Genomic DNA, 26,528 nt, shown 5'->3' with positions numbered 1-26,528 from the left:
AGAAATATGAGCTATATCATCGACCGCCGCTTGAATGGAAAGAAAAAGAGTACCGTTAATCGGCAGCGATTCTTAAGGCGCTATAAGGCTCACATTAAGAAAGCTGTCGGCGACGCCATGAATAGCCGCTCTATTATGGACATGGATAAGGGAGAGCAAATCAGTATCCCTACTCGGGATATCAGCGAACCCTTATTTTCTCACGGTAGCGGTGGGCACGTAGAGCGAGTTTTACCCGGAAACAAGCAGTTTACTGCTGGTGATCGTATCCCTCGTCAAGGTCAGCGAGGCGGTGATGGAAATGGTGGTGGTGCCAGTGATAGCGGGGAAGGGGTTGATGAATTTGTCTTCCAGATATCACAAGAAGAGTTTCTGGACTTTATGTTTGAGGGGCTCCAGCTGCCCAATATGATCAAGCAACGCCTGGCCGGCAACGAGTCTTTTCAAATAGTACGTGCCGGAATTAGTAATGAAGGAACTCCAGGTCGTCTCAATGTGATCCGCTCACTCAGGGCTGCCCATGCAAGACGCATAGCCTTGACCAGTAATAAGCGAAGAAACCTGCGCAATTTAGAGGAAGACCTATCCCAAGAAGAAAACAAAGATACTGCTCTGCGAGACCAGCGCAAAATTGAGGCTCTTAAAAACCAAATCGCCGAACTTCGCAGCCGTATCAATCGAGTCCCTTTCCTCGATGATTTCGACCTGAAATATAACCTGCTGATTCGACAACCAAAACCTCGATCTAGGGCGGTGATGTTTTGCCTGATGGATGTATCCGGCTCGATGAACCAAGCCACAAAGGATATGGCCAAACGCTTCTTCTTACTTTTATATTTGTTCCTACAGCGCAGTTATGAATATACAGAAGTCGTTTTTATTCGACACCACACTAGCGCCAAAGAAGTTGATGAAGAGGAGTTTTTCTATTCACGGGAAACTGGCGGCACCATTGTCTCAAGCGCGCTCAAATTAATGCGACGTATTATAAGAGATCGCTACCCCGCCAGCGAATGGAATATCTATGGAGCCCAGGCCTCAGATGGTGATAACTGGAACGACGACTCCAGTACCTGCCACCGAATCCTTATCGACGATATTATGCCCCATGTGCAGTATTACTCTTATGTGGAAATTACTCCCAGAGATCACCAGGCCCTGTGGGAAGAGTATGAAAGTGTCCGCACTTTATTCCCCGATCACTTTGCTATGGAGCAGATTGTCGATGTACAGGATATTTATCCGGTGTTCCGACAACTGTTCCGCCAAAAGGTGACTGCCTGATGCTCGACAAATTTGCCAGTGGTGCTGAAGCATCTGAATCTGAGTCGCCTCAGCCCATATCAACAAGCTCAGAATGGACTTTTGAATTAATTCAGGAATATGATCGCGCCATCGGCGCACTGGCAGAAGAGTTTGGGTTAGATACCTACCCAAATCAGATTGAAGTTATCTGCTCAGAGCAGATGATGGATGCCTACTCCTCGGTAGGAATGCCAGTGGGTTATCACCACTGGTCTTTTGGCAAACAATTTATCAGCGTGGAAAATAATTACCAGCGCGGATTGATGGGGCTGGCTTATGAAATAGTCATTAATTCTAATCCCTGCATCGCTTACCTCATGGAAGAAAATACCATGACAATGCAGGCTTTGGTGATTGCTCACGCCTCCTATGGGCACAATTCTTTCTTTAAAGGGAATTACCTATTTCGCTCCTGGACAGATGCCAGCAGTATTATTGACTATCTGATCTTTGCCAAAAATTATATTTCCCGCTGTGAAGAGCGCTACGGGCTTGATGAAGTCGAGGCCATTCTCGACTCCTGTCATGCCCTAATGAACTACGGTGTAGATCGCTATAAACGCCCTTACCCAATCTCGGCTATTGAAGAAGAACGCCAACAGCAAGAGCGAGAAGAGTACCGCCAGAGACAGCTCAATGATTTATGGAGGACCATCCCAAAACTCGGTGACGGTATAGAGGAGACAAAGGAGAAACGTTTCCCCGAAGAGCCTCAGGAGAATATCCTGTACTTTGTTGAGAAAAATGCCCCTCTCCTGGAAAACTGGCAACGGGAGCTGGTGCGTATTGTACGTAAACTGGCCCAATATTTTTATCCACAGCGGCAAACCCAAGTAATGAATGAGGGCTGGGCTACCTTCTGGCATTACACTCTCTTAACCGAGCTGTACAAGCGCGGGCGGGTGACTGAAGGCTTTATGATGGAGTTTCTACAAAGCCACACCAATGTTATCTACCAACCCTCTTTTGACAGCCCTCACTACAGCGGTATCAATCCTTATACCCTAGGCTTCAGTATTTTTACTGACTTACGGCGTATCTGTGAAAGCCCCACTGAAGAGGATCGCCGCTGGTTCCCAGACATTGCTGGAAGCAATTGGCGTGAAACCCTTCAATTCGCCATGCGCGACTTCAAAGATGAAAGTTTTATTTTACAATTCCTGTCTCCCAAGGTTATGCGAGACATGAAACTATTTTGTATCAGCGACAACGATAAAGAGAACGATATCATTGTCAGCGCAATTCACGATGAGAGCGGTTATCGCCAGTTGAGAGAGAACCTTGCGGGACAGTACAACCTAGGCAATCGGGAACCAAACATCCAGGTATATTCAGTAGATACCCGTGGTGACCGTTCACTGACCCTGCACCACACACAACACCGCCGTCGCCCTCTTGGTAAAGATACAGCAGAGGTATTAAGGCATCTTCACCGGCTATGGGGCTTCGATGTTCACCTGAACAGCTTGAACGGGGATCAAATAACGGCCAGTTGTCACTGCCCGGAGCAAGGTCGGGACCGACCGGAGGGTGAAGAAGAGTCTATGTTAATACCAAAACCCATTTAGGTTTCAGCGCGGGAGCTGTTGAAATACCAGCCCCGCACAGAATGGGGAAATAATACCCACTAGCGAATCGCGCTACTTAGGCATCAGCTTCCAACAAAAGCTTGGCCTTTGCAGAAAGTTCACCGTGCTCAGAACGGTGAGTTAAAAGAGCATCAGCTCCAGCATCCAGCCAACGGGCTTTCTCGCCATCGTCATCAGAAGGCACAACCAGAATGCTCAGGTTCGAGTATTCACTGCGGGATCTGAGGTAGTCCAGCACCTGAAACCCACTCTCCCCAAGCAATCCAGTGTCAACCACTAACAACGCCGGCTTGGCACTCGCCATCAAGATACCAGCGGAAAAACTATCACTGGCTACTTCTACTTCACACCCCATCTGCTGAAGCGCCTGGCGTCCACCTGAAGTCAGCTCAGGATCAGTCGTTAACAAAAGCACTTTTCGACTGGGAACTGCCAGGTCGTTCGGAACTGGCATTGAGTTGTCCCGCAGGAACCCCACGAAATCCTCAACACAGATACGGTGGTCACCACGCCCTGGAAGTTTGTATGCCTTGAGCTGGCCACGCTCAATCCAGCGAATCACCGTTCGGAAGTTAACACCGCAGTACCTGGCTGCTTCCCCGGTGGTTAGCACATGTAATTCGCTCATCTTTATTCTCCCCAACAACTGCGATTAAAAAGAAGAACAGTCAACTTCCCGAAGGTATCCTCTGCCCCACAGAGTTACACGTGAAATTATCCTGCCCAGCTGAACCGCCCCTATAAATTATGCTGTTTAATGCTGCAAACCCAGCCCGAAATTCGGTCCATGTAACTTATTAACGAACAGCGGAACAACCCCCTCAAAAAATACTAATAGATATAGTTGACAGGTAAGACAGGTTTCTTAGAATGACACTAGATTCGTGACTTGGGACTTGTCACGCGATCCTTTCCAGTGGCGTGGCCGTTAAGTCAGAGCCCCCACAGTTGGCAAAGAAATGTTTGCTAAGCGAATACCCTAAGACCCTGGGCCCCCTTGTTTTTTCGGGGCCTTTTTTTTATCTTGCCGAAGCTTCTTACACTCCTACCGCTCATCCTCCGTCCAGCAGACAAACCTGGAACAACGCCGGAACAAATGGACTTATGGCAGTACAATCACCTATCAGATCACTGGTCCCTCCAGCTCTGGAGCAAATGCTTTGAAGATCTACCTTGTTGGCGGCGCAGTGCGCGACAGACTTTTGAATCGCCCAGTCACCGAGCGTGACTGGGTAGTGGTTGGGGCAGATGCAGATAGAATGCAGGACCTCGGATACAGCCCAGTCGGCAAAGATTTTCCAGTATTCCTACACCCTGAGACCGATGAAGAATACGCGCTCGCTCGCACCGAAAGAAAGAGCGGCCACGGCTATGGCGGTTTTACCGTTAACGCCGATGCCAATATCACTCTGGAAGAGGATCTCCTGCGGCGAGATCTCACTATTAATGCCATTGCAGAAGACATCGACGGCAAGCTAATAGACCCCTACGGCGGGCAGAAAGATCTGGAGGCACGGCTTTTGCGCCATGTTTCTCCTGCATTTGCCGAAGACCCCCTAAGAATACTGCGAGTAGCCCGCTTTGCCGCCCGCTACCATCACCTTGGCTTTAGCGTTGCCCCTGAGACCATGATACTCATGCGCCAGATGGTAGAAGCGGGTGAAGTGGAATATCTGGTGGCCGAGAGGGTCTGGAAAGAGGTAAGCCGGGCACTTACCGAGCCAGACCCCGATATTTTTATTCGGGTACTGCGAGACTGCGGCGCCCTATCAGTACTTTTACCAGAGTTAGAGAATTTGTTTGGTGTTCCTCAGCCGCCCAAACACCACCCCGAAGTGGACACTGGAGAACACGTACTGCTAGCCCTGCGCGCCGCACCGGCAGAACTCCCCTTGCGTTTTGCAGTTCTGCTACACGACCTGGGCAAAGGACTGACTCCCGAGGAAATTCTTCCCAGCCACCACGGCCACGAGGCCGCCGGCGTGCCCCTGGTAAAGGCCGTCTGTGAGCGCTGGCGTACCCCAAAGGAGCTGACTGCACTAGCTGTCGGGGTCTGCGAATATCATCTGCATTGCCACAGAGCCTTCGAATTGCGCCCACAGACCATTATGAAAATGATCCGCAGTCTGGATGCCTTGCGACGTCCCGAGCGATTTAAAAACTTTCTTCGCGCCTGTGAGGCAGATGCCCGAGGTCGTGAGGGGCTGGAGAATAGAGATTATCCACAGGTGGACTTTTTGCGTGCCGCTCGAGATGGGGCAGCGGCAGTAACTGCCGAGGAGTTGATTAAACAGGGCTACCAGGGTGCGAAACTCGGGCAAGCACTGGACCGGGAGCGCATCAAGGCAATCGCCAAAGTAAAGGATGACTACATTGCGTAATGTGTTGATTACCGGTGCCGCCGCACGCCTGGGCCGTGCTATTGCTGAAGAGCTGCATAGAGATCACAGAGTTGTTATTCACTATCGCAACTCGGCTAATGCTGCCAAGGCCCTGGCAAACAAGCTGAACCAACTTCGCCCCAACTCAGCCATAGCGCTGCACAGTGAGTTGAATAGCGCCGAAGCCTGTTCCAATCTGGCCCAGCGTGCACAAGAGGCCTGGGGCGGTATTGATGTTCTAGTCAACAATGCCTCAGCATTTCACCCCACACCTGTGGGAAAGGCGACCGAGGAGGACTGGGATCGGCTGGTAGGCAGCAACCTCAAAGCCCCCTTCTTTCTCACTCAGGCCCTGAAAGAAACACTCAGCCAGCAGCAGGGTTGCGTTGTTAATATGGCGGATATTCACGCCGAGCGCCCGATGCCCAAGCATACTATTTACTGCGCCGCCAAGGCTGGACTGGTAATGCTGACAAAAAGCCTCGCTCTGGAGCTATCGCCCCAGGTGCGGGTCAATGCAGTCGCCCCCGGTGCCATTCTTTGGCCGGAGCAAGAGGCAACTAACGAAGCCAAGAAAGCAAAAATCACCCAGCGCATTCCTTTGGCTCGAACCGGTGTCCCCAGCGATATCGCCAAGACCGTGCGCTTCCTTGCCTGTGATGCCCCCTATATCAACGGTCAGGTTATTGCCGTTGACGGCGGCCGCAACCTCAATATCTAGAGCGGTCCAACCAACATCTAAAACAGTCCAACAACGGGGCTTCACTTCAATTTCACCGGCACTCTGTCAGAATGTTTTGTAACTTCCTCTGCCAAAAGAGATTTGCCGGTGCGCTCACTGAAGATATTGTTGATTGAAGATAACCCCACTATCGCCCGCCAGCTTGCCGAATTCCTGCACGCTGAGGGCTGGCAGATAGATTATGCCCAGCGGGGCCGCCAGGGCTTACAGCTGGCCCTGGAACAAATCTTCGACCTGATTATTCTCGACCTGGGCCTGCCGGATATGGACGGCTTAGAGGTCTGCGAAAAGATCAAGGCACAAGCGCCAGTTAACATGCCAATTCTGATGTTAACTGCCCGAGATGCTCTCGCAGATAAAGAACGCGGATTTGGTATCGGTGCCGATGACTACTTATGTAAGCCCTTCGAACCAAGGGAACTGATACTGAGATGCCGCGCCCTGGCACGTAGACACCAGCTGCATACCAGTGAAGAAATTAAGGTCGGTGATTTACAGATAAACCAGCGCCAGCAAACGGCCTACCGGGATAAACAACCTCTGCCCCTGACAACTATCGGTTTTCGCATTCTCACTATGCTCGCCCAGGCGTCGCCAGCACCAGTAAGCCGCTCGGCAATAATCCACCATATTTGGGGTGATGAACCCCCAGAAACAGACGCCTTAAAATCCCACATTTATAGTCTTCGCCAAACACTGGATAAGCCTTTCCAGGCCCCTATGTTGAAAACCATCACCAATCTCGGTTATCAGTTGGAAACTCCCAATGCGCGAAACCAGTAATTTACAGAGGAAGGTCTTCGCTATTTTTGGCAGTTTTACCCTGCTGCTATGCTTGGTGTTTTTTGCCATTTGTATGATGGTGGCCTATGTAGTTGAAGATCATTTACTCGATAACTTATTGGCCGGAGAAGTCCGCTACCTCGAACAGCAGGCAAGACTGACTAATACGACCCCAGAGCCACGCCTACCCTATTTAACGCTATACACTGAAAGCAAAATAATTCCGGCCGAACTGCGCACTGCCCTACCAAGCTATGCAGAAAAGGCTGAGTGGTTTAGTGATACTGAACATCACTTCCATTTACGCAGAGTACATTTTCCGGACAACCATTCCGCCATTCTCGTAGCTGAAGTCAGTGAATTGCTCACTGTTACCCGACAATCTTCAAAACTTCTTTGGCTCTTTGCCAGCGCCTGTATCTTGACCCTACTCTTAGCCCTCTATTGTGCTTTTCGTATTTCCCGTAAAACCATCGCTCCTGTAGTAACCCTTGCTAAAGCAGTTCAGCAGCAGAGAAACTGCGATTCTCAAATTTCCCTGCCCTATAACAATGAACAAGATGAAATCGGTTATCTCGCAAGTACGTTGCAAGATACACTTAACCAGCTCAAGCTAACATTGCGCAGGGAAACTGAGTTTACCCGGGATACAAGCCATGAGTTGCGCACAGGGCTAACCATTCTGAAAAGCACACTGGCTCTCAGTCAAAATCGGGAAATGACTTTAGCTGAGAAAAATGAGCTATTAGAAACTGTTACCGGTATGGAAAAAACCGTTAAGACACTATTAGCCCTCGCCCGCTCTGAGTCTCTACAGTCGGAAGATATCCCATTGTGCGCTTTACTAGAGGAACGTCTTTTAGTTCAACACCAGTTAATTGTACAAAAGCATTTTAATGTTGATTTAAAGTTAGGGCACAAAGTCAGAGTCCTGGCCAATCGACACCTGGTAAGTCTGCTCTTCGACAACTTGATCAGCAATGCATTACAGCACGCTACCAGCCCTGAATTGATTATTACCTATAAGGGGGGCACACTCTTTTTTGAGAACGCCACAGACAACCAATTAGATCTAGAAACCTCCCTCTTACCCGGCCAAAAAAGGGAAAGCAGTGACGGTATTGGTCAAGGCCTTTTCCTGGCCAAGAGAATCTGTGAAGCCTTAAATTGGACCATCTCTATCCAGTGTAAAAAAAATATTTATCAGTGCGCTCTATCTTTTACACAGTAGCGTTCTAAGATTCAAATTTTTACCGTATGCGCTCGATATGCACAGTGAATCGGCATCCATACCTTATATGATCTCGAGCGCAGCTTTTTCTTTCTTCCTAAATAGCAATTGCAATCTCACCTGAATTTCACCTTCCACCCCTTATTCTCCTACGAACTCACTAGAAGATTTTCCGTCTGCTACTGCAATTTTGGAGATTAATATGTTGAAGAAAATTGTTATTTCCCTGGCACTGACTTTGTCCGTATTTTTTGGTTTTATTATTTGGATTAAAGGCCTAATTCCACCCCAAGAGCAGGACTTTTCCACTACGATAGTAAGTGACCTGCCGTATTTACAACAATTACCCAGGGAAAGCCGAGGAAAAATCTTAGCTGTTGTCACCAGTACTGAAACGATGGGAGATAGTGGCAAGGCAACTGGTTATGAATTAACTGAACTGGCACGCCCCTATTACATTTTTTCAGCCAACGGATTTATTGTCGATATTGCCAGCCCCAAAGGCGGCAAACCGCCTGCGGTGATCGATAAAGATGATCTGGGGCCTTTCGACTATGCCTTTCTCAATGACCCGGAGGCACAACAAAAGGTCAACAACAGTATTCCTATCGATCAGGTATCAGCAGAGGATTACCAGGCCGTATTTTTTGTCGGCGGTAAAGGCACCATGTTCGATTTCCCCGACAATCCCCATATCCAGTCCCTGGTGCGGGAAATCTATAACAGCGGCAAAATTATCGGAGCGGTATGCCACGGGCCAGCGGCCCTTGCCAATGTCACCCTGGATAATGGCAAGCCCTTAATCGCCGATCGGCAGATCAGTGCTTTTACTAACGAAGAGGAGCTTTTTCTTATCCCTGACGCCGAGCAACGATTTCCATTCCTGCTTGAGGATCGCTTACGTGAGCAAGGCGCGCTTTTTCAGGCTGGGCCCACTTACCTGGAACAAGTCAGCGTGGATGGCCAGCTTATTACCGGGCAAAACCCCTGGTCCACCTGGCTGGCGGCTGAGAGCATGGTAAGCGCGATGGGGTATACCCCTGTTCCGCGCCAAGTCACTCCGGCGGAACAGACCGTCAGATTACTACTCACTTATGAGCAGCGCGGCTTTACCGAGGCCACAGAGAAATTACACAAGCTGCAGGAGAAAGGGGAAATAGACCAGCGCCTACTGGCCATGCACGGCGTTGTCTCTGTTATGCGTTGGGAGCCGGGCAGGGCTCTGGACATAATCAGACTGCTGTCCAAGAGCCAGGATTGATAGAGTCCCTCAAAAAGCCAGCTAGCCAGCCTGCTCTAGGGGCTGGCCATTTTCATCCACAAATAATACATCGCGAATGCTAAGTTTTTGTCCCTGGACATTCTGTACAGCCACTTCAGAGATAGGCTCACCACTGTTTTTATCGACCAGGTGCATCCCATCTTTATTGCCGTTCCAGCGCAGATTCCATTGGCGCAGGGCGATTACCACCGTAAACAGGTCCCGACCTTTTTCCGTTAAGCGGTACTCGTAGCGAGTGCCGTGTTCACCCGCATCAAAGCGTACCAACACCTCGTTATCCACCAGACGTGATAACCGATCCACAAGGATATTTTTGGCAATTCCCAGGTTTCTTTGGAAATCCACAAAACGGCGGGTACCCAGCATCGCCTGCTTAATTATCAGCAGGGACCACCAGTCCCCCACCTCATTTAGGGCGCAAGCCAGGGAGCAATCAAGATCATCAAAGCGTTTACGTGACATACCCCTAGTATACCGACAAAAAAGTTGCAATACGAAACTAGATATTGAACTCACCACCAAAATAAGGTCTTATAACGCAACCGTTTTAATTGTGACCTAGTGGGACCAGTGAGTCCCAGTGCTGAATCGAGACATTCAGGAGAGAAATATGAGTGGTTCCCTGGACAACCTACTGCGTCCTTTCGAGCATAAATCCCTAAAGCTGCGCAACCGGGTCGCAATGGCCCCCATGACCCGCACTATGTCACCGGGCTATGCAGCCAATGATCAAGTGGCCGGCTATTACCGCCGCCGAGCTGAAGGTGAAGTGGGACTAATTATTACCGAAGGCACCTTCGTTAATCATAAAGCTGCAAACGGCTACGAGAATGTTCCGGCAATCTACGGTGAGGCCGCTCTCGCCGGCTGGAAAAAAGTGGTAGACGAAGTACACGCTGCCGGTGGCCAGATTATCCCGCAGTTATGGCACGTAGGCTCCGTGCGCAAAGAGGGCATAGGCCCGGATAAATCAGTGCCCGGCTACTCCCCCTCAGGCCTGTTCAAACCCTGCAAGCCCAATGGCCAGGCGATGAGCAAAGAGGACATCCAGGAAGTTGTACAAGCTTTTGCGGACGCGGCGAAAGCAGCCAAGGAAATCGGATTCGACGGCGTAGAGATCCACGGCGCCCACGGCTATCTGATCGACCAGTTTTTCTGGGAAGGTACCAACCAACGCGATGACGAGTACGGTGGCTCCATCGAAAATCGCACCCGCTTTGCAGTGGAAATTATCAAAGCAGTACGTGAAGCCGTGGGCGAAGATTTTGCCATAGTGCTGCGCTACTCCCAATGGAAGCAGCAGGATTACGAAGCCAAGTTGGCGCAAACCCCTGAAGAACTGAAACGTTTCCTAACACCGCTAGTTGAAGCTGGCGTTGATATTTTCCACGCCTCTACAAGACGCTTCTGGGTGCCAGAATTTGAGGGTTCTGATCTCAACCTGGCAGGCTGGACCAAGGAATTGACGGGAAAACCGGTAATTTCTGTCGGCAGTGTCGGCCTCGACGATGATTTTATCGGCGGCAATAACCAGGGCATGGGCGGCACTGCCAACCCTACCGATTTAGCCGAACTGACCCGCCGTATGGACAACCAGGAGTTCGACCTGATTGCCGTTGGCCGCGCGCTATTACAAGACCCACACTGGTTCGCCAAGGTGCGCGAAGATCGCGCGGAGGAAATCACGCCGTTTACCAAAGAGGCGCTAATGAGCCTGAGTTAATTATTCCTAACAAAAAAGCAGCCTCAAAGGGCTGCTTTTTTATCTGCATTTTTTAAAAATTTATTGGAATCACGGCCAAATAAATTCTACCGGCCACAATTTTTGTGAAGCCTGGTCGTACTCATCCCACAGCTGGCGGTATGTTTTCTGCTCGACCGGATGCAATACTTCTGGAGCAATTTCTGCCAAGGGCTGTAAAACAAAGGCATTTTTTACAATCTCACCTCTAGGCAATTTTACCCCGTCGACAGTTCCCGTCAGGTGATCATAGGTGAGAATATCAATATCCAGGGTGCGCGCGCTGAACTTGGGCCCGGAGCGCAGGCGGCCGTTGGCATCTTCAATACCGCGCAGACACAGGGCCAGCTGTCCTACCGGCAGGTCAGTTTGCAGCCCCACCACCAGGTTGTAAAAGTTATCGCCCTGGAAACCTACCGCTTCACTTTCGAAGACCCGGGACACCTGTAATTCGCCAAACCGCCCGGCCAGGGCATCCAGCGCTGCGCGGATATATTGCGCACGATTGATATTACTGCCGAGGCTGAGATACACCTGAGCCACGTTTACACTCCCGCAGACATCGCTGCTGCACCTTTTGCCGGCCTCTCGCCGCGCTCAATAATGACACCCACATCCCTGGACCCTCTGACCGCACCCGGCTTGGACAACCGCATTCGCAGCCAGCTTACAGAAAACTCTTCCCTGACAATTGCCGCAGCCTGCTCTGCCATGGTCTCCACCAACAGAAACTCACTGCTTTCAATAAAAGCGATCAAGCGCTTGGCCACCGCTTTATAGTTAAGTGTGTACTCGATATTGTCTGTGCGCGCCGCCTCACTAATATCGAAGGCCATCTCCAAATCGAGACTGACCGTCTGTCGCACTTCCCGCTCCCAATCGTAAATACCAATAATGGTATTCACCTTTAAATCCCGTATATAAACAATATCCATTTATCGGCTCTTTTCTTTTTACTGCCAGGCTATTCCTGGGATTTTTAAAGTTCGGTCTTGGGCAATTCTGTCATAGGCCAGCGCGGACGCACATCTACCGCAAGGCTCGTCTGCTCCCCTGCTTTTAAACGTAAACTACCGGCGTAGGCGATCATGGCGCCGTTATCAGTGCAGAATTCATGGCGGGGATAGTAGACGCTGGCGTGATCCTTTCGCAGGCTCGTTTCCAAACGCTCACGCAATAATTTATTTGCGGAAACTCCACCGGCAATCACCAGGGTTTTATAGCCGGAAGCCTTAATAGCGCGACGACATTTAATCACCAGGGTATCCACTACCGCCTCCTGGAAAGCCGCAGCAATATCTGCGCAAGTCTGCTCGCCCGGCAAACCATCCTCGAGGGCGTGTTTACGCACCGTCGTCAGGGTGAAGGTTTTAAGACCTGAAAAACTGAAATCCAACCCCGGTCGATCCGTCATAGGCCGCGGGAAGGTAAAGCGTTTGGGATCTCCTTTCTCCGCCAGGGCAGCCAAACGCGGGCCACCGGGATAATCCAGGTCGAGCATTTTAGCGGCCTTATCAAAGGCCTCGCCGGCAGCGTCATCCAGGGATTCACCCATCAGTTCGTAATCGCCGAGCCCCCGCACCTCCACCAGCTGGGTGTGTCCGCCGGAAACCAGCAGGGCCACAAAAGGGAAGGCGGGCGGATTATCCTCCAGCATTGGGGCCAGCAGGTGGCCTTCCATATGGTGCACCGCCACCGCCGGAATATCCCAGCCATAGGCCAGTGCACGGGCCGCGCAGGCCCCGACCATCAGCGCTCCCACCAGACCGGGGCCTGCGGTATAGGCGATACCATTGAGGTCTGAAGGGCTGGTATCGGCCTTCTTCATTACCTGTCGAACCAGCGGCAAGAGCTTGCGCACATGATCACGGCTCGCCAGCTCGGGGACTACGCCGCCATAATCGGCATGCAGGTCCACTTGACTGAACAGGGCATGGCTGAGCAAACCGGACTCAGAATCGTAAATAGCGACGCCAGTTTCATCGCAGGAAGTTTCTATACCAAGGACGCGCACTTGATCTCATTCTCGTGACTACTTCGAGGGGTGGTTATCATACTGGAAAATGGGGTTGCGATCCCGTATAGGAGTGTTTAGAATTTGCGCCCTCGCTGTGAACCGGCCACCGGATGCAACTGCGAGAGCATTGCCGGAATGGCCGAGAGAAACGAATTTTAACAGGTATCCTAATGCCCTCTGTACGAATCAAAGACAACGAACCTTTCGATATCGCCCTGCGCCGTTTCAAGCGCTCCTGTGAAAAAGCAGGCGTACTGTCTGAAGTACGTCGTCGCGAGTTCTACGAGAAGCCCACCGCTGTTCGTAAGCGCAAAGCTGCTGCCGCTGTAAAGCGTCACGCTAAAAAGCTTCAGCGCGAAAACCGCAAGTTCCAGCGTCTCTACTAAGAGCCGCAGGCTGCATAAGCCTGTCGCAGCGAGGCGGCCGGACGGGCTTAGCCCGTAGCGGAGCTATAAAGAACGGCGTGCGAGCCATACTCGCGCGCCGTTTTTCGTTTGGGCTAACACATTTCCCCCGCCCAACAGACAAGCTATCCTAAGCCCCTGATCCAAAATTCATTGCCAACAATCTCGGAACACTCACTATGAGCACTCTCAAGGAAACCCTGACTCAAGCCACTAAAGACGCAATGAAAGCGCGAGACAAAGAGCGCCTGGCCACCCTGCGCCTGATCAACGCCGAGATCAAACGCGTTGAAGTCGACGAGCGAATCGACCTGGATGACGCCCGCATCCTTGCCCTGCTGGACAAAATGACCAAGCAGCGCCGCGACTCCATTACCCAGTACGAGAAAGCTGGCCGGGCTGAGCTGGCAGCAGTAGAGCAGGCTGAAATTGAAGTTATCCAGGAATTCCTGCCGAAGCAGCTGAGCGAAGCTGAGATCACCGATATCGTTGCCTCCGCCGTCAAAGACACCGGTGCCAACAGCATGGCGGATATGGGCAAAGTCATCGCCCAGGTTAAACCCCAGGTGCAGGGCCGTGCAGATATGGGCGCGGTGAGCAAACTGGTGAAGGCCCAACTGGCCTAAGCTGAGCGAATTCCCATGGCCGGCAAGATACCCCAGCACTTTATCGACGATCTGCTCGCAAGGGCAGATATCGTCGAGCTGGTGGACAGCCGGGTCAAGCTGCGTAAAACCGGCAAAAACTACTCTGCCTGCTGCCCCTTCCACGACGAGAAAACCCCATCGTTTACCGTGAGTGCGGACAAGCAGTTTTATTACTGCTTCGGCTGCGGCGCCAATGGCAATGCCATCGGCTTCCTCATGGAGTACGACCGCCTGCCCTTCCCAGAAGCGGTGGAAAAACTCGCGGCCACCCGTGGACTGGAAGTTCCCAGGGAACAACTGGCACCGGGGCAAGAAAAGCGCCAGCGGGAGAGTCAATCTCTCTACCAGCTCACAGAGAAAGCCGCCGACTACTACCGTGAACAACTGCGTAACCACCCCGCCGCAGGCAATGCGGTGGCCTACTTGCGTAATCGCGGCCTCTCCGGTGAGATTGCCCGGGACTTTGGTATCGGCCTTGCGCCCCCCGGCTGGGACAACCTGCTCAATGCATTAGCCGATACCCCCGAGAAAGCGGATCAACTGGAACTGGCAGGCCTGGCCATTCGCCGCCAGGACAGTGATGGCAACACCAAGCCCAACGCGCGCCACCACTATGACCGCTTCCGCAACCGTATTATTTTCCCGATCCGCGACCAGCGCGGGCGCGCCATCGCCTTTGGCGGGCGGGTACTGGGCGACGACAAACCCAAGTACCTAAATTCCCCGGAAACCCCGATTTTCCACAAGAGCCGCGAACTCTACGGTCTGTGGGAAGCGCGCCAGGCCAACCGCAATTTAGAGCGCCTGATTGTGGTTGAAGGCTATATGGATGTGGTGGCCCTGGCCCAGTTCGATATCCGCTGCGCCGTCGCCACCCTGGGCACCGCTTGTGGCGAAGACCATATTCAACTCGCCTTCCGCCACACCTCGGAACTGCTATTTTGCTTTGACGGCGATCGTGCCGGCCGCGCTGCCGCCCGCCGCGCTCTGGAGTCGGCCCTGCCGCAGATGCAGGACGGGCGCAGCCTGCGCTTCCTGCTGCTGCCAGAAGGCGAGGACCCGGACACCCTGGTACGCCAACTGGGCGGTGAACGTTTCCAGCAGTTAATTAAGGAGCAATCCCTACCGCTGGAAGATTTTCTCTTCGACCTACTGAGCGAAGATATCAACCTGCAGACCATGGACGGCCGCGCGCGCCTGTCCAAACTCGCCGCCCCCCTGCTGGACCTGCTGCCCGATGGTGTCTACCGCCAGCTGATGTTCCAACAACTGGCCTCGCGCACCGGACTCGACAAGGAAACCCTGCAAGAGGTTATCCGCACAGAAAAAGCTCGCGCGCCACAACAGCCCCACCCGCAACCTACAGCTGCACAGGGAGAGCCAAGCCAGGCACCCTCCCCTCACGAGGAGCTGGAGCACCGCACACCGCCGGAACCCTGGCAGCGCGACAGTAACTTCAGTGAAAGTGCAGCACCGAGTTACGACAGTCCGCGCCGCCAGAGCCAATATCTCCTGCCACCGGAGCGCATGCTGATCGCCCTGCTGTTGCACCACCCGGAGCTGGCAGCACAAATCGAAAATCCACAGCAATTCCCCATCGAGGGCAATGCAGACCTGGCATTGTTTATCCAGCTGGTAGAGCTGTACAAAAGCCGCCCCCAATTAAATTTCTATCAATTGATCGGCCACTGGCGCGCACACCACAGCGCAGAATCTTGCGATACCCTGGCCAAGCTCGCTATTTCTCCACTGGTTTCGGTCGCGCGGCAACTCGCCCAGGATGACAGCAACCTGGAATACGATCCGCACACCGAATTTAACGACTGTCTGCTGCGCCTGAAACAAGCTGCAGACAAGCAGCGCAACCGCAATTTACTCGATCAACTTAAGAACAGCGCCCAGTTGAGCCCCGAAGAACAACTGGCTCTATTAGCCAATTGGCGAAAAAAGCAGAATTAATAAGCGCCAACCCCTTGAAAACTGCGGGCTCAGCACTATATTCACTCACCCCCGCCGGGCGGGATCGGGAACCCCAGCACCCTAAACATCGCACCTACGCCGTTACTTGACAGCTAGAGTGGTTATTGCTAGTGCAAATACGCTATAATCCCGCGTCTTTGTCCCGTATTTTCATTCCCAGAATTCAGGGTTGTGCATGACCGACAAAACCCAGCAACAGTCCCGCATTAAGGAACTGATCGCCCGCGGTAAAGAGCAGGGCTATCTGACCTATGCCGAGGTAAATGACCACCTACCGGAAGATATTTCCGATCCCGATCAGGTGGAAGACATTATTGGCATGATCAACGACATGGGCATCAAGGTGTTTGAAACCGCACCGGATGCCGAAGAGTTGTTGATGGCTGAAGGCGACAGCTCCGCTGATGAAATCGCCGCAGCCGAAGCTGCCGCTGCCCTGGCAGCCGTAGAGTCCGACGTAGGCCGAACCACCGATCCAGTACGCATGTATATGCGCGAAATGGGCACCGTAGAGCTGCTCACGCGCGAGGGCGAGATCGCCATTGCCAAGCGTATTGAAGAGGGCCTGCGCGAACTGATGGCCGCCCTAGCCTACTGGCCGGGTGCAGTGCAGCAGATCATCAATGAGTACGCTCTGATCGAGAAAGAAGAGCGCCGCATCCCCGATATTATCTCTGGTTGGCTCGACCCCGCCGACGAGGTTCCGCCCGGAGCCCAGGCCGGCCAAGCCGCCGCCGCTGCCAGCGCGCCGGAATCATCAGATTCCGATAACGACGACAGCGATGACGACGACAGCGATGACGACAGCAGCGACGAGGAAGAGGAAGCTACCGGCGGTATCGACCCCGAAGAGCTCGCCGAGCGCATGAACGCGCTGATCGCCGCACAAAAAGCTGCCGACGAAGCCATCGCCGCCCACGGTCGCGATTCCAAAGAAGCCGGCCAGGCCCTAGAAGCCGTTGGCGATGTATTCCGCTTCTTTAAACTGGCTCCCCGTCAGTTCGACCCGCTGTACGGCGAAGTTCGCTACGTACTCGACAGCGTGCGCGAACAAGAGCGCGTGGTTATGGCCATGTGTATCAAACGCGCCCGTATGCCGCGCAAGACCTTTATCAAGGAATTCCCCGGCAACGAGACCAATGATGATTGGATTCCCGCAATCATCAAGAAAAAGCGCGATTACTCCGATGCCCTGCGCCACGTCGTAGACGAAGTTGTTCGCGCCCAGCGCAAACTGGCTCAGTTCCAGGAGCGCGCTAAGCTGGACGTAGGCCAGATCAAAGAGATCAACCGCCGCATGTCCATTGGTGAGGCCCGTTCACGCCGTGCCAAGAAAGAGATGGTCGAAGCCAACCTGCGTCTGGTTATCTCTATCGCCAAGAAGTACACCAACCGCGGCCTGCAATTCCTGGACCTGATCCAGGAGGGCAACATCGGCTTGATGAAGGCTGTGGATAAATTTGAATACCGCCGAGGTTACAAGTTCTCCACTTATGCCACCTGGTGGATTCGCCAGGCCATTACCCGCTCTATTGCGGACCAGGCCCGTACCATCCGTATCCCGGTACATATGATTGAGACTATTAATAAGCTCAACCGTATCAGCCGCCAGATGCTGCAGGAAATGGGTCGCGAACCCACTCCGGAAGAACTGGGCGAGCGCATGGAAATGCCGGAAGACAAGGTGCGCAAAGTCCTCAAGATCGCTAAAGAGCCAATCTCCATGGAGACGCCTATCGGCGACGACGAAGACTCCCACCTGGGTGACTTTATCGAGGATCAAAATCAATCCTCGCCGGTGGATACCGCCACTCAAACTGGCCTGCACGACGCCACCCGCTCCGTGCTTTCCGGCCTCACCGCCCGTGAAGCCAAGGTACTGCGTATGCGTTTCGGTATTGATATGAATACCGACCACACTCTGGAAGAGGTGGGCAAACAGTTTGACGTAACCCGCGAGCGTATCCGTCAGATCGAAGCGAAAGCATTGCGCAAACTGCGACACCCCTCCAGGTCGGAGCATTTACGCAGCTTCCTCGACGAGTAAGCGCTAGACTAAAGCCCGGTTCAACCGGGCTTTTTTTTGTGACATAAAGATGACCTCCCCGCGCAGGCTTAGTGAAAGCAGGAGATAAGCATGCAAAAAGAAATGGCGAATAAGCAGGAAAAATCTGAAGAGCTTGCCAACAAGCCCGGCAAGAAGGGGTTTGCTCGCCTCCTGGCTGCCACTAGCTACTCCAGTCAGGGGCTCGTCGCTGCATGGCGCAATGAGGAAGCTTTTCGCCAGGAAGTGATTGCCGCCTGCCTAATGGTGCCTCTCGCACTCTGGGCCGGGGAGACACCTACTGAGCGCGCCATATTGATTGCAGCCGTGATGTTTGTCCTCCCAATCGAACTTATCAACAGCGCTATTGAGGCGACCGTGGACCGCATCGGCCCCGAGAAACACCCGCTGGCCAAGATTGCCAAAGACACGGGCTCCGCCGCCGTGGCCGTCGCCCTCTTCGCTGCATTCCTGGTTTGGTGCTGTATTCTTATCCCCAAACTGTCGATTTAAATACTTTAGTATGAGATTTTGGCCTCCATTTCGCATAAATAAGACATCTGTACCAATTAAAGTCTCTAGTTAAGACACTCGAACCAATTAAGCTGTTTGGCAGCTCTCTCAAGGTGAGCATCTATTCCATAAAGATCAGTTGTTGGCGAAAGCTTGAGCAACAGGAAAAGAAGATTTCTAGAATTTGCCCATATCGGCTTTGAGTGCTAACAAAGGCATTGATTTGCAAGGGAAAATCTTGTACTTTTCCCAACCGCTTGCAACGATCCTCGCAAGCAATGTGTGGGCCCTTAGCTCAGTTGGTTAGAGCATCCGACTCATAATCGGCAGGTCCTGGGTTCGAGTCCCGGAGGGCCCACCATTTTTAATCCCCTATGAACCCAAGCCATTTCTAGGTAATTCAACTCCCCCGCTGTCCTTAGCTTTCAGGGGAAGCGATTACTTACTCGCCACCTTACAAAAAATTAGCTAAAGAAATATTCGTAGCTTTCTAGGGCCCGCCAATTGCTTAAAGCTCAAGTATTTATTGGCCTATTATTGATGCGGTGTAAGGATTCGTAAGGAAAATCGTGTAATTCACGAATCCCTGAATATTTCTATTATTTTTGAGATGTCACTGGACTATCTGATAATGGGCCAGTCGATGAAAAATGCCCCATCCGCAGCGATGGTGCTATTTAAGCATTTCAAGCTGCTGGGGACTTTTGATGATCAAGACAAGGACACGGTGATGCGGGTGATTGTTGCGATTATCGCCCAGAGCCAAGTGGAACATGCCATGCGGCCATTAGATCGCTAACTACTGATAGTTAGCGATCTACTTTTCTTATTCGGTAGCACTCAAACTAATGTCCGTATTTTTAGCTTCTGAAAACCCTCATAAAGAATCGAGCCGACCATGAACAAATTACAAGCCCAAAAATAAGAAACCAATCAAACCTTTCCGCAATCACTAATACAATTACTCCACAAATCGCAATTATAAATAATACTGCAAGAACTAAAGCTAGCTTTCTATAAACTGGTTTCACTCTAGAAGAGCCTATCGGATCAATTTCACTCAACTGGATTCTCCACCAAACTTAAACCTACTATTCAGATAGCCAAATTGCTATTCTATTTACAGCAATACGAACAAATGAGAAAAAATTTTCTAGCTTCATATGCAGCCGTTAAAAGTGCACCATTAACTACAGCACCTGTAGACACATGACCTAGAGTTTAAAGCCTTGCTCCCAAGTGGGCTGTCGGCTTAAACCACCTTTAAAAAACTGTCCAAACGTCATATATCCAGTTTCACGTACAATTGCACTACCGACAAATAATCCCACTACTTTTTTATCTACTGACTTCAGAATACCAACTGCAATACTTGTTGTCATGAAATTATTTTTCATGGCAGTAGTAAAAGAACTTTCTGTCCAACCACCAGTAAAATTAATTATCCCCTCAAGAATGCCTTCAAAGAAATCTTGACTTGACCCATTTGCTACCGCGTTATAACGCCATTTAGCACCATCCAAGAATGCATCAACATAGTCTTTAGCAGAATTCCAAAGACCATCCTTTTGTGCAGCAGCTCATCTTTCAGTCAAGAAGTATGCTAGAAAAAATATACAAATTATAGGAACCAATAAGCTCAACACTCCACCCACATACCCAGAAGGCTGACAGAGAACAACCTTTTTCTTAACTAAAAAACCCTTACTGCGACTTCGAATAGAAAAAAGTATATAATTTACTAAAAAAACAGTAATGGAAAATAATACTGCCGAAAATTTGGTAACACCAGAAAAAACCTCTCCTATCCCTAAAAACATATGAGCAAGCAAAGCTCCGTTTATAAAAAGGGCAACCTCAAAGAAAGAGAGGGACAGACAGGCATAGTAGTGATTATGTCTGCCCACACCATTGATCTTTTCGGAGAGCGCAAAAAATTTAAAATAAAAAGAATTAAGCATATTTTGATCTAACAATTTTCAGTATACCAACATAAGAAATCTGTTCCAGGCTTGACAGTATAATCATACACTCCAGGAATATATTTAATAGCTGCTGATGTTCCACCATAGCTAACAGCACCCACAGTACCCCCTGCAAATCCCGCTACACCAAACGCTAAGTCAACGCCTGCATTAAATACACCAAAGCCATTCCCATTACTTAAGGCCTGACCACCATTCCAAAGTGAAATAGCAGTACTGACATAAAAAGTCCTGCACCCGCATGTTTTAGTGCTTGAAGACTTTTAGACGTATCTAATGCATTTGCAACAGGAAATGGACTCATAAGGAATATAAATTTCTATAAAGATAATGGGATATTACTTTCCTTCTTGCAGACAATCTTCTAGGTCATTAAACACTATAAAGCTCTACTTGACTCTGAAATTCTAAAGAATCCAGAGGGTATCACTAGGCTATTATATGCCTATCCTGAAGCTTAGAAAATTTAAAAATCTTATATTACGTAGAAGTAAGTAAAGAGGAAGACCTTTCCTAAATTCAAGCAGCACTTAACCCCACTGAAAGATATCAATGCGAATATCCAAGTGGATAATTTAATAAATAATCAATAACAGCCTTACAGGCCGACCTTCCATTGTGGATATCTTTCACTTGAATCAACGATAGATTCGATTACCTAAAAAGGCCTTTCCTTTAGATGCCGAGAGACTAGTTCTCTTTGATTTCACAATTAATCTAAATATTTCCCAACTTATCAAACATATCAAAGTTAATTTATTATCTAGTGAACTAAGAAATCAATAAAAGGAAAAAACTATGAAGGCATTGACGCTAAAAACACCAGGCGGACTAGAAAATATTTCGGTTAGCGACATCGATGACCCGGGAGTACCCGGCCCAGGCCAGATCCGTGTTGCAATTAAAGCCTCCTCTCTCAACTTCCACGATCTTTTAGTCGCCAATGGCGGTATTCCTACAGAAGACAGCCGCATTCTGATGTCTGATGGCGGCGGTATCGTGGATGCAGTTGGTGAGGATATTACCGATTTTCAGGTCGGCGATTCTGTTGTGTCGTGCTTTTTCCCACAGTGGACAGCAGGTACGCCTATGGCTTCCGTGGGTAACTTTGCCAATACGCCTGGTGACGGTATCGATGGGATGGCCGCTGAGTTTGTTGTGCGCGATCAGAGCGCCTTTACCCTTGCCCCAAAAGGCTGGAGCCACGCTCAGGCGGCAACCATTACTACCGCAGGCCTTACTGCTTGGCGGGCATTAGTAGTAGACGGCAAGGTAAAACCTGGCGACACAATATTGACTCTAGGCACTGGCGGAGTATCTATTACGGTAATTCAGATTGCCAAAATACTGGGGGCCAAAGTTATTGTTACTTCTTCTTCCGACGAGAAACTGGAGCGCGCTAAAAAATTAGGCGCCGATCATGGCGTCAACTATCGCACTCATACACAGTGGTCAACAAAGGTTATGGAGCTGACGGAAGGCAAAGGTGCGGACCATATTATTGAGCTCGGTGGCCCCGGTACACTAGAGCAATCGATCCATTCAGTCAGAGTTGGCGGCCATATTTCATTGATTGGTGTTTTAACTGGCCGCTCGGGAGAAGTGCCCACAGCACAGTTGATGGCCAAGCAGGCCCGGTTACAGGGCTTGATCGTTGGAAGCCGTAGGGATCAACGGGAATATATCACCGCATTGGAAACCAGCCAGATACAGCCAGTGATTGATAAGTCTTACCCTATGGAGGAACTGGCTGCGGCATTTGAGTACCAAGCCAGCGGGTCGCACTTTGGCAAGATCTGCGTCGAGTGGTAATGGAATAGCTCTCAATCTCGCCGCACTCTTAAAGCTAAGACACTTGTGAGAGCGCGGCTTAACGATTCCTACTGAAATATGAGGGGGACACACCAAATTGGCCATAAAAAGCCCGGCGAAAGCTATCATAGCTTGCAAACCCTACCTGCCGAGCCACCTGAACAAGACTTGCTGATTCACAGGTGATTAAATCCCGCGCCCGGTTTAAACGGAGTTGGTTTAGATAATGTCCGGGGGTGCTATTAAGATGTTGCTTGAACAAGCGAGTTAACTGGCGATCGCTAACAGAAATACGCTCCGCCATATCGGAAACGCTGATTGATTTCTGGTAATTCTCCGACAGCCACTCCAATAGAGGATTGAGCCTCATACTGTCACTGGATTGCACTTTAAGCAGATCAGAGTACTGGGACTGCCCTCCCCTGCGTTGCAGATAAACCACCAGGTCTTTAGCCACACTGGCTGCAATAGTATTACCATAATCCTGGCGAATCACTTCCAGGGCCAAGTCGACTCCAGATAGAATTCCCGCTGAAGACCACAGTTTTCCGCTTTCAATAAACAAAGGGTCCTGCTCAACCTGATAATTGACTGCTTGCTCGGCAAGCTGCCGGCAATGCCGCCAGTGAGTGGTAATACGGTGCTTTTGTTCCGGAAATATATCTGCTAGTAAGAATGCACCTGTACAGATACTCAAGACACGCTCTGCTTTGTCTGCAATTGCACGCAGCGCATTTACCTGCTTAGGACTTAAGCGCAGCTGCCGCATCCCAGTACCGCCAGTAATGACCAGGTAATCAATTTCCCTATCCTGGTAAATATCAAAATCCACTGATAGGGCTTGGCCGTACGCGGTTTTAACTGATGCATTGGTTAAACCTATCAAACGACTTGTATAGGCCTCACTAACGAAACTATTAGTCTCCATAAAGGCATCCAAGGGCCCAAAAAGGTCTAACGCCTGGAATCTATCTGCAACAAAAAAACCTATCTTCTTGGTCATAGCATCTCCTCCACACAGGGAATTGTACTCCAGTGGGCGCGTCTGCTATGACACATTTACGACACAAAACGACATTGGTACTTCACCTAAACTAGTTCAACATAGAACTACCTCCATGAAACTGAACCACCCAACCTCATAAGGCTGGCAAAAGATTAGCTAGTCAGTCCAAATCCCAAAGCAATTAAAACTCTACCATTCAGCTGCTCAATATTTGTAAGGCTCTTATTATTCAAACTGTTCGTACCAAATTGGTCAGCTCTTATCCTAAATAGGAAGTTTTACTCAATAACAAATAAGCATTATAAAAATACTCAAGATGCAACTGAACCAACCATGATGCCGGTCAAGTAATAAAAATTAATTTAGAGTTAACCTTCAGTTTTATTCATCAAACAAACTGCAGTTGTATCTTTTACCCACACCCAGTTTCCACCCCATAAAAAACAACTTATTACTCCAAAAGTACCAATACCTAAAGTACAAGAAATACAGTAAGGATGTATTAAATGGCGTTACAGAAGTCCCCCGGACAAAAAAGAAAATCAATGGTACGTACAGTATGCATTTTAGTTTTCCTTATTCTGACTTACTTTCTGTCAAACTATTACTCTCGTGCCAACAATGAATCATTAAGTTGGATCGAAAATCATCAAGCTCTAGATGCTGAAGTAGTAGCGTTAAGAGAGGAGGAAGAAGAGTATCGTGGCCGCAAAGGTAAAAAGCGCTATCGTACAAATTACTATATTGACTACCAGTTTAACTATGAAGATGAAGACTTTGAATCCTCCGCAGAGGTTTCAAAAGGAATTTATAGTCAATATAAACAAGGTCAACCTATCGAAGTATGGTTTCCAGAGGGCGACATCTACGGGCATGTATTAGCGCAAAATGCTCAAAGAGATGTCGAAAATAACACACCTGTAGGAAACCTGATTCAAGCAGCACCTATCACTATAGGTATCTGCCTCGTCTTATATTGGATTTTAAGCTTCTTGTTTGTAAGGGAGTCAAAAAAAGCACTACCCGAGGGCTTTTATACTGAGACGTCCTGGCTTGATATCGATGATAACTACCTCGTCGCCTTAGAAGGAGATGAACTCGTCTATTTTGATATCCCGAAAAAACAGGCTTCAACTGCTCAATCCGCCTATCAAGCGGGGAAATCCCCTGAAGAAATATATCATTTGTGTAAACCTGATACCGCAGCACGAATCCCTCTCAATGAAATAAATTCACTTAGCAGTGACCACAATTCAGATGTAATAACTATCAAGCACGGGGATAAGACCCATTCTGTTGAGTTCTTAAATCAAACAGTAAAAGCGCACGCATTAGAACGTATCGAGAAACAACTACCTGAGACAATGGATTATCAGCATATTCAGCGGTCTCGTTTGCAAGCCACTCTACCATCACTTGTGATAGCAATACTGTTAATAGGCCTTATCTACTGGCTTGACTCATTTATTTTCCGTGCGATAGTTGGTTTTATTGGGCTAACCTCTGTGGCCCCGAATCTTTTGTCCAAATTAATTAGTCCGACAGAGACACGCCTCTGGGAGAAAGTCGAAGAAACCTCTGTAGAGCACGCATAGTGCAGAAGATGGCCAGCTTCGGCTGGCCGCTTTAATAGAGCATCTGTTGCTCATAATCAAGCTCAGCTATACTGTCCCCAGAATAAACTAACGTCAGTCTGAAGACCCATTGGGATAGCAGAGATTATGAACTTCTCTTCATTAGCTTTTGCCATGCTCACCACAGCTACTACTCCTAATAGTTGCACAGATGGTATCGCTTTACTCCATGGAGTAACAGCCATTGCCGCTGAATACCCTTGGCTGAGTGCAGATAAAAAAGATTATATAGTCCGAGACTATCCACGAATGTATCTCGTGCTACCTAAAATACCAGGGGAGCAAACAGTCGGTAATGAACAGCCTAATGCTGCGGTGGATAAAGAAAGCTGCCAGGTTATTAATGTGTTTCTTTCGAGCTGATCTTATTTAGTATCTCAAAGCTCCCTACGGCTTAGTTCCGGGAGCTCTCCCCCTATCTACTACTACCCTTGCTGGGCATAAGTCAGTGTATTGTTATTTTCGTTACACTCATCGACGAGATTGGTAAAGTCAGCAGTTACCTCTAAAACCGCATCCGGATCAAAAACCCAGTAACCCAAAGTGAATACGATACTTACAGTACCACCTGCTGGAATTGCAGGCGTCGCCTGTACATCGTTGGCTAGTGTATCAATATCTAAAAGGCGAGCCTGGCTGATTGGCGCTGCCAGAGCACCTATATTAGTGATATCGACTACGATAATGGATTGCCCGGTTCCAGGATTCCAGATCGGATCATAGATTTGGCTCACTATCAGGTCAGGTTTATTACATACACATAGGCACATATAGTGATCATCTTCTTTGACACCATAAGGGGTTCCGACATAGCAAACCGGCTTATCGTCAAACTGATTGCCATAGAGCCAGTGAGATGATGGGTCATTGACAGGTTTCTCGATTATTTCAGGGTCGCGAGTTACCTTACAAACACTGGTAGATTCAAAATCATCTATCAAGTCAGTAGCAACCTCTGACTCAGGCACCCCTCCAACCCAAATTGCGCAAGTCCGACGACATGTCAGTGGGCCCTGCCCCTGCCAATAATTTGGAAACCAACCCGCTTCATAGTTTTGCATACTTAAATCTTGAATTGGGTCTGCATAACTGATAACCGTAATAAAACAAGTAGCAACTGCTGTGAGCATACGAAAAACAAATTTAAACATAACGCCCTCCTTTGAATTAAAAAATACATATTTGATTTACCCAAGATAATGTATATGCACACTAAAAATAGAACTTTTGGGCAGGGAGATTGTATGCAGACTTTACTGCAGGTCTACCAAGACAGACAAAATTATGGCGGGAATTTTATTGCGATTTGATCATTTTAATAACAAACAAAATATTACCACCCTATAAATTTCTAAAATCAATTAGAACCGCCAACATAACCTTAGAAAGGTTATTAATACTGAAAGATTGAAGGCAGCTTAAAGAATTCTCA

At 49.6% G+C, this 26,528-nt stretch carries 26 protein-coding genes and 1 tRNA gene; 18 read left to right on the top strand and 9 right to left on the bottom strand.

Annotated elements, in window-relative coordinates:
* Positions 1 to 6: 6 nt before the first annotated feature.
* A complete protein-coding gene (locus ACG1BZ_RS02230) occupies positions 7 to 1,284 on the top strand; it encodes a YeaH/YhbH family protein (RefSeq protein ID WP_413664237.1) in 1,278 nt (425 codons plus the stop codon).
* Positions 1,284 to 2,873: a SpoVR family protein gene (locus ACG1BZ_RS02225; protein ID WP_413664236.1), complete on the top strand. Its 1,590-nt coding sequence runs from the start codon at positions 1,284 to 1,286 to the stop codon at positions 2,871 to 2,873. Before ACG1BZ_RS02230 ends, ACG1BZ_RS02225 begins: the two co-directional genes overlap by 1 nt.
* Positions 2,874 to 2,949: 76 nt before the next feature.
* Here the strand turns inward: ACG1BZ_RS02225 and ACG1BZ_RS02220 are convergent, their stop codons facing one another.
* Positions 2,950 to 3,522 carry a helix-turn-helix domain-containing protein gene (locus ACG1BZ_RS02220; protein WP_413664235.1) on the bottom strand — a complete coding sequence of 191 codons (573 nt, stop codon included), beginning with the start codon at positions 3,520 to 3,522 and terminating at the stop codon, positions 2,950 to 2,952.
* A gap of 532 nt (positions 3,523 to 4,054) precedes the next feature.
* On the opposite strand from ACG1BZ_RS02220, the gene ACG1BZ_RS02215 reads away from it, so the two are divergent.
* From ACG1BZ_RS02215 to ACG1BZ_RS02195, 5 genes are all read left to right on the top strand, one after another.
* Positions 4,055 to 5,275: a multifunctional CCA addition/repair protein gene (locus ACG1BZ_RS02215; protein WP_413664234.1), complete on the top strand. Its 1,221-nt coding sequence runs from the start codon at positions 4,055 to 4,057 to the stop codon at positions 5,273 to 5,275.
* The gene (locus ACG1BZ_RS02210; protein ID WP_413664233.1) at positions 5,259 to 5,996 is read left to right on the top strand and encodes a pteridine reductase; all 738 of its coding nucleotides are present in this window, start codon (positions 5,259 to 5,261) and stop codon (positions 5,994 to 5,996) included. The genes ACG1BZ_RS02215 and ACG1BZ_RS02210 overlap by 17 nt, the downstream gene beginning before the upstream one ends.
* Before the next feature lie 108 nt (positions 5,997 to 6,104).
* Positions 6,105 to 6,800, top strand: a complete 696-nt coding sequence (locus tag ACG1BZ_RS02205) for a response regulator transcription factor (RefSeq protein WP_413664232.1) — start codon at positions 6,105 to 6,107, stop codon at positions 6,798 to 6,800.
* Positions 6,784 to 8,031 (top strand): sensor histidine kinase, encoded by a 1,248-nt coding sequence (locus ACG1BZ_RS02200; RefSeq protein ID WP_413664231.1) that lies wholly within the window; start codon positions 6,784 to 6,786, stop codon positions 8,029 to 8,031. The genes ACG1BZ_RS02205 and ACG1BZ_RS02200 overlap by 17 nt, the downstream gene beginning before the upstream one ends.
* Before the next feature lie 202 nt (positions 8,032 to 8,233).
* A complete protein-coding gene (locus ACG1BZ_RS02195; RefSeq protein WP_413664230.1) occupies positions 8,234 to 9,292 on the top strand; it encodes a type 1 glutamine amidotransferase domain-containing protein in 1,059 nt (352 codons plus the stop codon).
* Between the two features lie 21 nt (positions 9,293 to 9,313).
* Here the strand turns inward: ACG1BZ_RS02195 and ACG1BZ_RS02190 are convergent, their stop codons facing one another.
* Positions 9,314 to 9,775, bottom strand: a complete 462-nt coding sequence (locus tag ACG1BZ_RS02190) for a winged helix-turn-helix transcriptional regulator (protein ID WP_413664229.1) — start codon at positions 9,773 to 9,775, stop codon at positions 9,314 to 9,316.
* A 148-nt stretch (positions 9,776 to 9,923) separates the two neighbouring features.
* On the opposite strand from ACG1BZ_RS02190, the gene ACG1BZ_RS02185 reads away from it, so the two are divergent.
* The gene (locus ACG1BZ_RS02185; protein WP_413664228.1) at positions 9,924 to 11,036 is read left to right on the top strand and encodes an NADH:flavin oxidoreductase; all 1,113 of its coding nucleotides are present in this window, start codon (positions 9,924 to 9,926) and stop codon (positions 11,034 to 11,036) included.
* A gap of 69 nt (positions 11,037 to 11,105) precedes the next feature.
* Here ACG1BZ_RS02185 and folK read toward each other — a convergent pair whose 3' ends face one another.
* Genes folK through tsaD form a run of 3 tightly spaced genes read right to left on the bottom strand, consistent with a single transcriptional unit; the run spans position 11,106 to position 13,068 of the window.
* Positions 11,106 to 11,597 (bottom strand): 2-amino-4-hydroxy-6-hydroxymethyldihydropteridine diphosphokinase, encoded by a 492-nt coding sequence (folK, locus tag ACG1BZ_RS02180; RefSeq protein ID WP_413664227.1) that lies wholly within the window; start codon positions 11,595 to 11,597, stop codon positions 11,106 to 11,108.
* A gap of 2 nt (positions 11,598 to 11,599) precedes the next feature.
* Positions 11,600 to 11,989, bottom strand: coding sequence for a dihydroneopterin aldolase (gene folB, locus ACG1BZ_RS02175; protein WP_413664226.1), 390 nt, complete (start codon positions 11,987 to 11,989; stop codon positions 11,600 to 11,602).
* 44 nt (positions 11,990 to 12,033) lie between these two features.
* Positions 12,034 to 13,068 carry a tRNA (adenosine(37)-N6)-threonylcarbamoyltransferase complex transferase subunit TsaD gene (gene tsaD, locus ACG1BZ_RS02170; RefSeq protein ID WP_413664225.1) on the bottom strand — a complete coding sequence of 345 codons (1,035 nt, stop codon included), beginning with the start codon at positions 13,066 to 13,068 and terminating at the stop codon, positions 12,034 to 12,036.
* 173 nt (positions 13,069 to 13,241) lie between these two features.
* On the opposite strand from tsaD, the gene rpsU reads away from it, so the two are divergent.
* The 7 genes from rpsU (at position 13,242) to ACG1BZ_RS02135 (ending at position 19,458) form a co-directional block, all read left to right on the top strand.
* On the top strand, positions 13,242 to 13,457 hold the full coding sequence (gene rpsU, locus ACG1BZ_RS02165; RefSeq protein WP_020411530.1) for a 30S ribosomal protein S21: 216 nt from the start codon (positions 13,242 to 13,244) through the stop codon (positions 13,455 to 13,457).
* 197 nt (positions 13,458 to 13,654) lie between these two features.
* Positions 13,655 to 14,101: a GatB/YqeY domain-containing protein gene (locus ACG1BZ_RS02160; protein ID WP_108731584.1), complete on the top strand. Its 447-nt coding sequence runs from the start codon at positions 13,655 to 13,657 to the stop codon at positions 14,099 to 14,101.
* Between the two features lie 15 nt (positions 14,102 to 14,116).
* Positions 14,117 to 16,081, top strand: a complete 1,965-nt coding sequence (gene dnaG, locus ACG1BZ_RS02155; RefSeq protein ID WP_413664224.1) for a DNA primase — start codon at positions 14,117 to 14,119, stop codon at positions 16,079 to 16,081.
* A gap of 196 nt (positions 16,082 to 16,277) precedes the next feature.
* Entirely contained in the window at positions 16,278 to 18,149 is a 1,872-nt protein-coding gene (rpoD, locus tag ACG1BZ_RS02150; protein WP_413664223.1) for an RNA polymerase sigma factor RpoD, read from the top strand.
* A 90-nt stretch (positions 18,150 to 18,239) separates the two neighbouring features.
* Complete coding sequence (locus ACG1BZ_RS02145; RefSeq protein ID WP_413664222.1) at positions 18,240 to 18,659, top strand: diacylglycerol kinase; 420 nt, start codon at positions 18,240 to 18,242, stop codon at positions 18,657 to 18,659.
* A gap of 284 nt (positions 18,660 to 18,943) precedes the next feature.
* Positions 18,944 to 19,020, top strand: a tRNA-Ile gene (locus ACG1BZ_RS02140).
* Positions 19,021 to 19,290: 270 nt separating this feature from the next.
* Positions 19,291 to 19,458 (top strand): hypothetical protein, encoded by a 168-nt coding sequence (locus tag ACG1BZ_RS02135; RefSeq protein ID WP_413664221.1) that lies wholly within the window; start codon positions 19,291 to 19,293, stop codon positions 19,456 to 19,458.
* A gap of 415 nt (positions 19,459 to 19,873) precedes the next feature.
* On the opposite strand, the gene ACG1BZ_RS02130 is transcribed toward ACG1BZ_RS02135, so the two are convergent.
* Together ACG1BZ_RS02130 and ACG1BZ_RS02125 are read right to left on the bottom strand one after the other, a co-directional pair.
* Complete coding sequence (locus ACG1BZ_RS02130) at positions 19,874 to 20,182, bottom strand: hypothetical protein (RefSeq protein WP_413664220.1); 309 nt, start codon at positions 20,180 to 20,182, stop codon at positions 19,874 to 19,876.
* Positions 20,183 to 20,239: 57 nt separating this feature from the next.
* Entirely contained in the window at positions 20,240 to 20,635 is a 396-nt protein-coding gene (locus ACG1BZ_RS02125; protein ID WP_413664219.1) for a hypothetical protein, read from the bottom strand.
* Between the two features lie 807 nt (positions 20,636 to 21,442).
* On the opposite strand from ACG1BZ_RS02125, the gene ACG1BZ_RS02120 reads away from it, so the two are divergent.
* Positions 21,443 to 22,456 carry a zinc-dependent alcohol dehydrogenase family protein gene (locus tag ACG1BZ_RS02120; RefSeq protein WP_413664218.1) on the top strand — a complete coding sequence of 338 codons (1,014 nt, stop codon included), beginning with the start codon at positions 21,443 to 21,445 and terminating at the stop codon, positions 22,454 to 22,456.
* 58 nt (positions 22,457 to 22,514) lie between these two features.
* Here ACG1BZ_RS02120 and ACG1BZ_RS02115 read toward each other — a convergent pair whose 3' ends face one another.
* Entirely contained in the window at positions 22,515 to 23,459 is a 945-nt protein-coding gene (locus tag ACG1BZ_RS02115) for a GlxA family transcriptional regulator (RefSeq protein WP_413664217.1), read from the bottom strand.
* 509 nt (positions 23,460 to 23,968) lie between these two features.
* On the opposite strand from ACG1BZ_RS02115, the gene ACG1BZ_RS02110 reads away from it, so the two are divergent.
* Positions 23,969 to 25,057: a hypothetical protein gene (locus ACG1BZ_RS02110; protein ID WP_413664216.1), complete on the top strand. Its 1,089-nt coding sequence runs from the start codon at positions 23,969 to 23,971 to the stop codon at positions 25,055 to 25,057.
* 126 nt (positions 25,058 to 25,183) lie between these two features.
* The gene (locus tag ACG1BZ_RS02105) at positions 25,184 to 25,459 is read left to right on the top strand and encodes a hypothetical protein (RefSeq protein ID WP_413664215.1); all 276 of its coding nucleotides are present in this window, start codon (positions 25,184 to 25,186) and stop codon (positions 25,457 to 25,459) included.
* A 62-nt stretch (positions 25,460 to 25,521) separates the two neighbouring features.
* Here the strand turns inward: ACG1BZ_RS02105 and ACG1BZ_RS02100 are convergent, their stop codons facing one another.
* Positions 25,522 to 26,247 carry a CARDB domain-containing protein gene (locus ACG1BZ_RS02100; RefSeq protein ID WP_413664214.1) on the bottom strand — a complete coding sequence of 242 codons (726 nt, stop codon included), beginning with the start codon at positions 26,245 to 26,247 and terminating at the stop codon, positions 25,522 to 25,524.
* Between the last annotated feature and the right edge of the window lie 281 nt (positions 26,248 to 26,528).

The organism is Microbulbifer sp. CNSA002 (genome assembly GCF_047324085.1).
GTDB lineage: Bacteria > Pseudomonadota > Gammaproteobacteria > Pseudomonadales > Cellvibrionaceae > Microbulbifer.
This window is presented reverse-complemented; position numbering and strand designations above follow the sequence as displayed.

Bases quoted from the DNA above. Each gene is read 5' to 3' on its own strand.
- ACG1BZ_RS02230 (WP_413664237.1), top strand. From the start codon at position 7: ATGAGCTATATCATCGACCGCCGCTTGAATGGAAAGAAAAAGAGTACC.
- ACG1BZ_RS02225 (WP_413664236.1), top strand. From the start codon at position 1,284: ATGCTCGACAAATTTGCCAGTGGTGCTGAAGCATCTGAATCTGAGTCG.
- ACG1BZ_RS02220 (WP_413664235.1), bottom strand. From the start codon at position 3,522: ATGAGCGAATTACATGTGCTAACCACCGGGGAAGCAGCCAGGTACTGC.
- ACG1BZ_RS02210 (WP_413664233.1), top strand. From the start codon at position 5,259: ATGACTACATTGCGTAATGTGTTGATTACCGGTGCCGCCGCACGCCTG.
- ACG1BZ_RS02200 (WP_413664231.1), top strand. From the start codon at position 6,784: ATGCGCGAAACCAGTAATTTACAGAGGAAGGTCTTCGCTATTTTTGGC.
- ACG1BZ_RS02195 (WP_413664230.1), top strand. From the start codon at position 8,234: ATGTTGAAGAAAATTGTTATTTCCCTGGCACTGACTTTGTCCGTATTT.
- ACG1BZ_RS02190 (WP_413664229.1), bottom strand. From the start codon at position 9,775: ATGTCACGTAAACGCTTTGATGATCTTGATTGCTCCCTGGCTTGCGCC.
- ACG1BZ_RS02185 (WP_413664228.1), top strand. From the start codon at position 9,924: ATGAGTGGTTCCCTGGACAACCTACTGCGTCCTTTCGAGCATAAATCC.
- folB (WP_413664226.1), bottom strand. From the start codon at position 11,989: ATGGATATTGTTTATATACGGGATTTAAAGGTGAATACCATTATTGGT.
- rpsU (WP_020411530.1), top strand. From the start codon at position 13,242: ATGCCCTCTGTACGAATCAAAGACAACGAACCTTTCGATATCGCCCTG.
- ACG1BZ_RS02160 (WP_108731584.1), top strand. From the start codon at position 13,655: ATGAGCACTCTCAAGGAAACCCTGACTCAAGCCACTAAAGACGCAATG.
- dnaG (WP_413664224.1), top strand. From the start codon at position 14,117: ATGGCCGGCAAGATACCCCAGCACTTTATCGACGATCTGCTCGCAAGG.
- rpoD (WP_413664223.1), top strand. From the start codon at position 16,278: ATGACCGACAAAACCCAGCAACAGTCCCGCATTAAGGAACTGATCGCC.
- ACG1BZ_RS02145 (WP_413664222.1), top strand. From the start codon at position 18,240: ATGCAAAAAGAAATGGCGAATAAGCAGGAAAAATCTGAAGAGCTTGCC.
- ACG1BZ_RS02135 (WP_413664221.1), top strand. From the start codon at position 19,291: ATGGGCCAGTCGATGAAAAATGCCCCATCCGCAGCGATGGTGCTATTT.
- ACG1BZ_RS02120 (WP_413664218.1), top strand. From the start codon at position 21,443: ATGAAGGCATTGACGCTAAAAACACCAGGCGGACTAGAAAATATTTCG.
- ACG1BZ_RS02115 (WP_413664217.1), bottom strand. From the start codon at position 23,459: ATGACCAAGAAGATAGGTTTTTTTGTTGCAGATAGATTCCAGGCGTTA.
- ACG1BZ_RS02110 (WP_413664216.1), top strand. From the start codon at position 23,969: ATGGCGTTACAGAAGTCCCCCGGACAAAAAAGAAAATCAATGGTACGT.
- ACG1BZ_RS02105 (WP_413664215.1), top strand. From the start codon at position 25,184: ATGAACTTCTCTTCATTAGCTTTTGCCATGCTCACCACAGCTACTACT.
- ACG1BZ_RS02100 (WP_413664214.1), bottom strand. From the start codon at position 26,247: ATGTTTAAATTTGTTTTTCGTATGCTCACAGCAGTTGCTACTTGTTTT.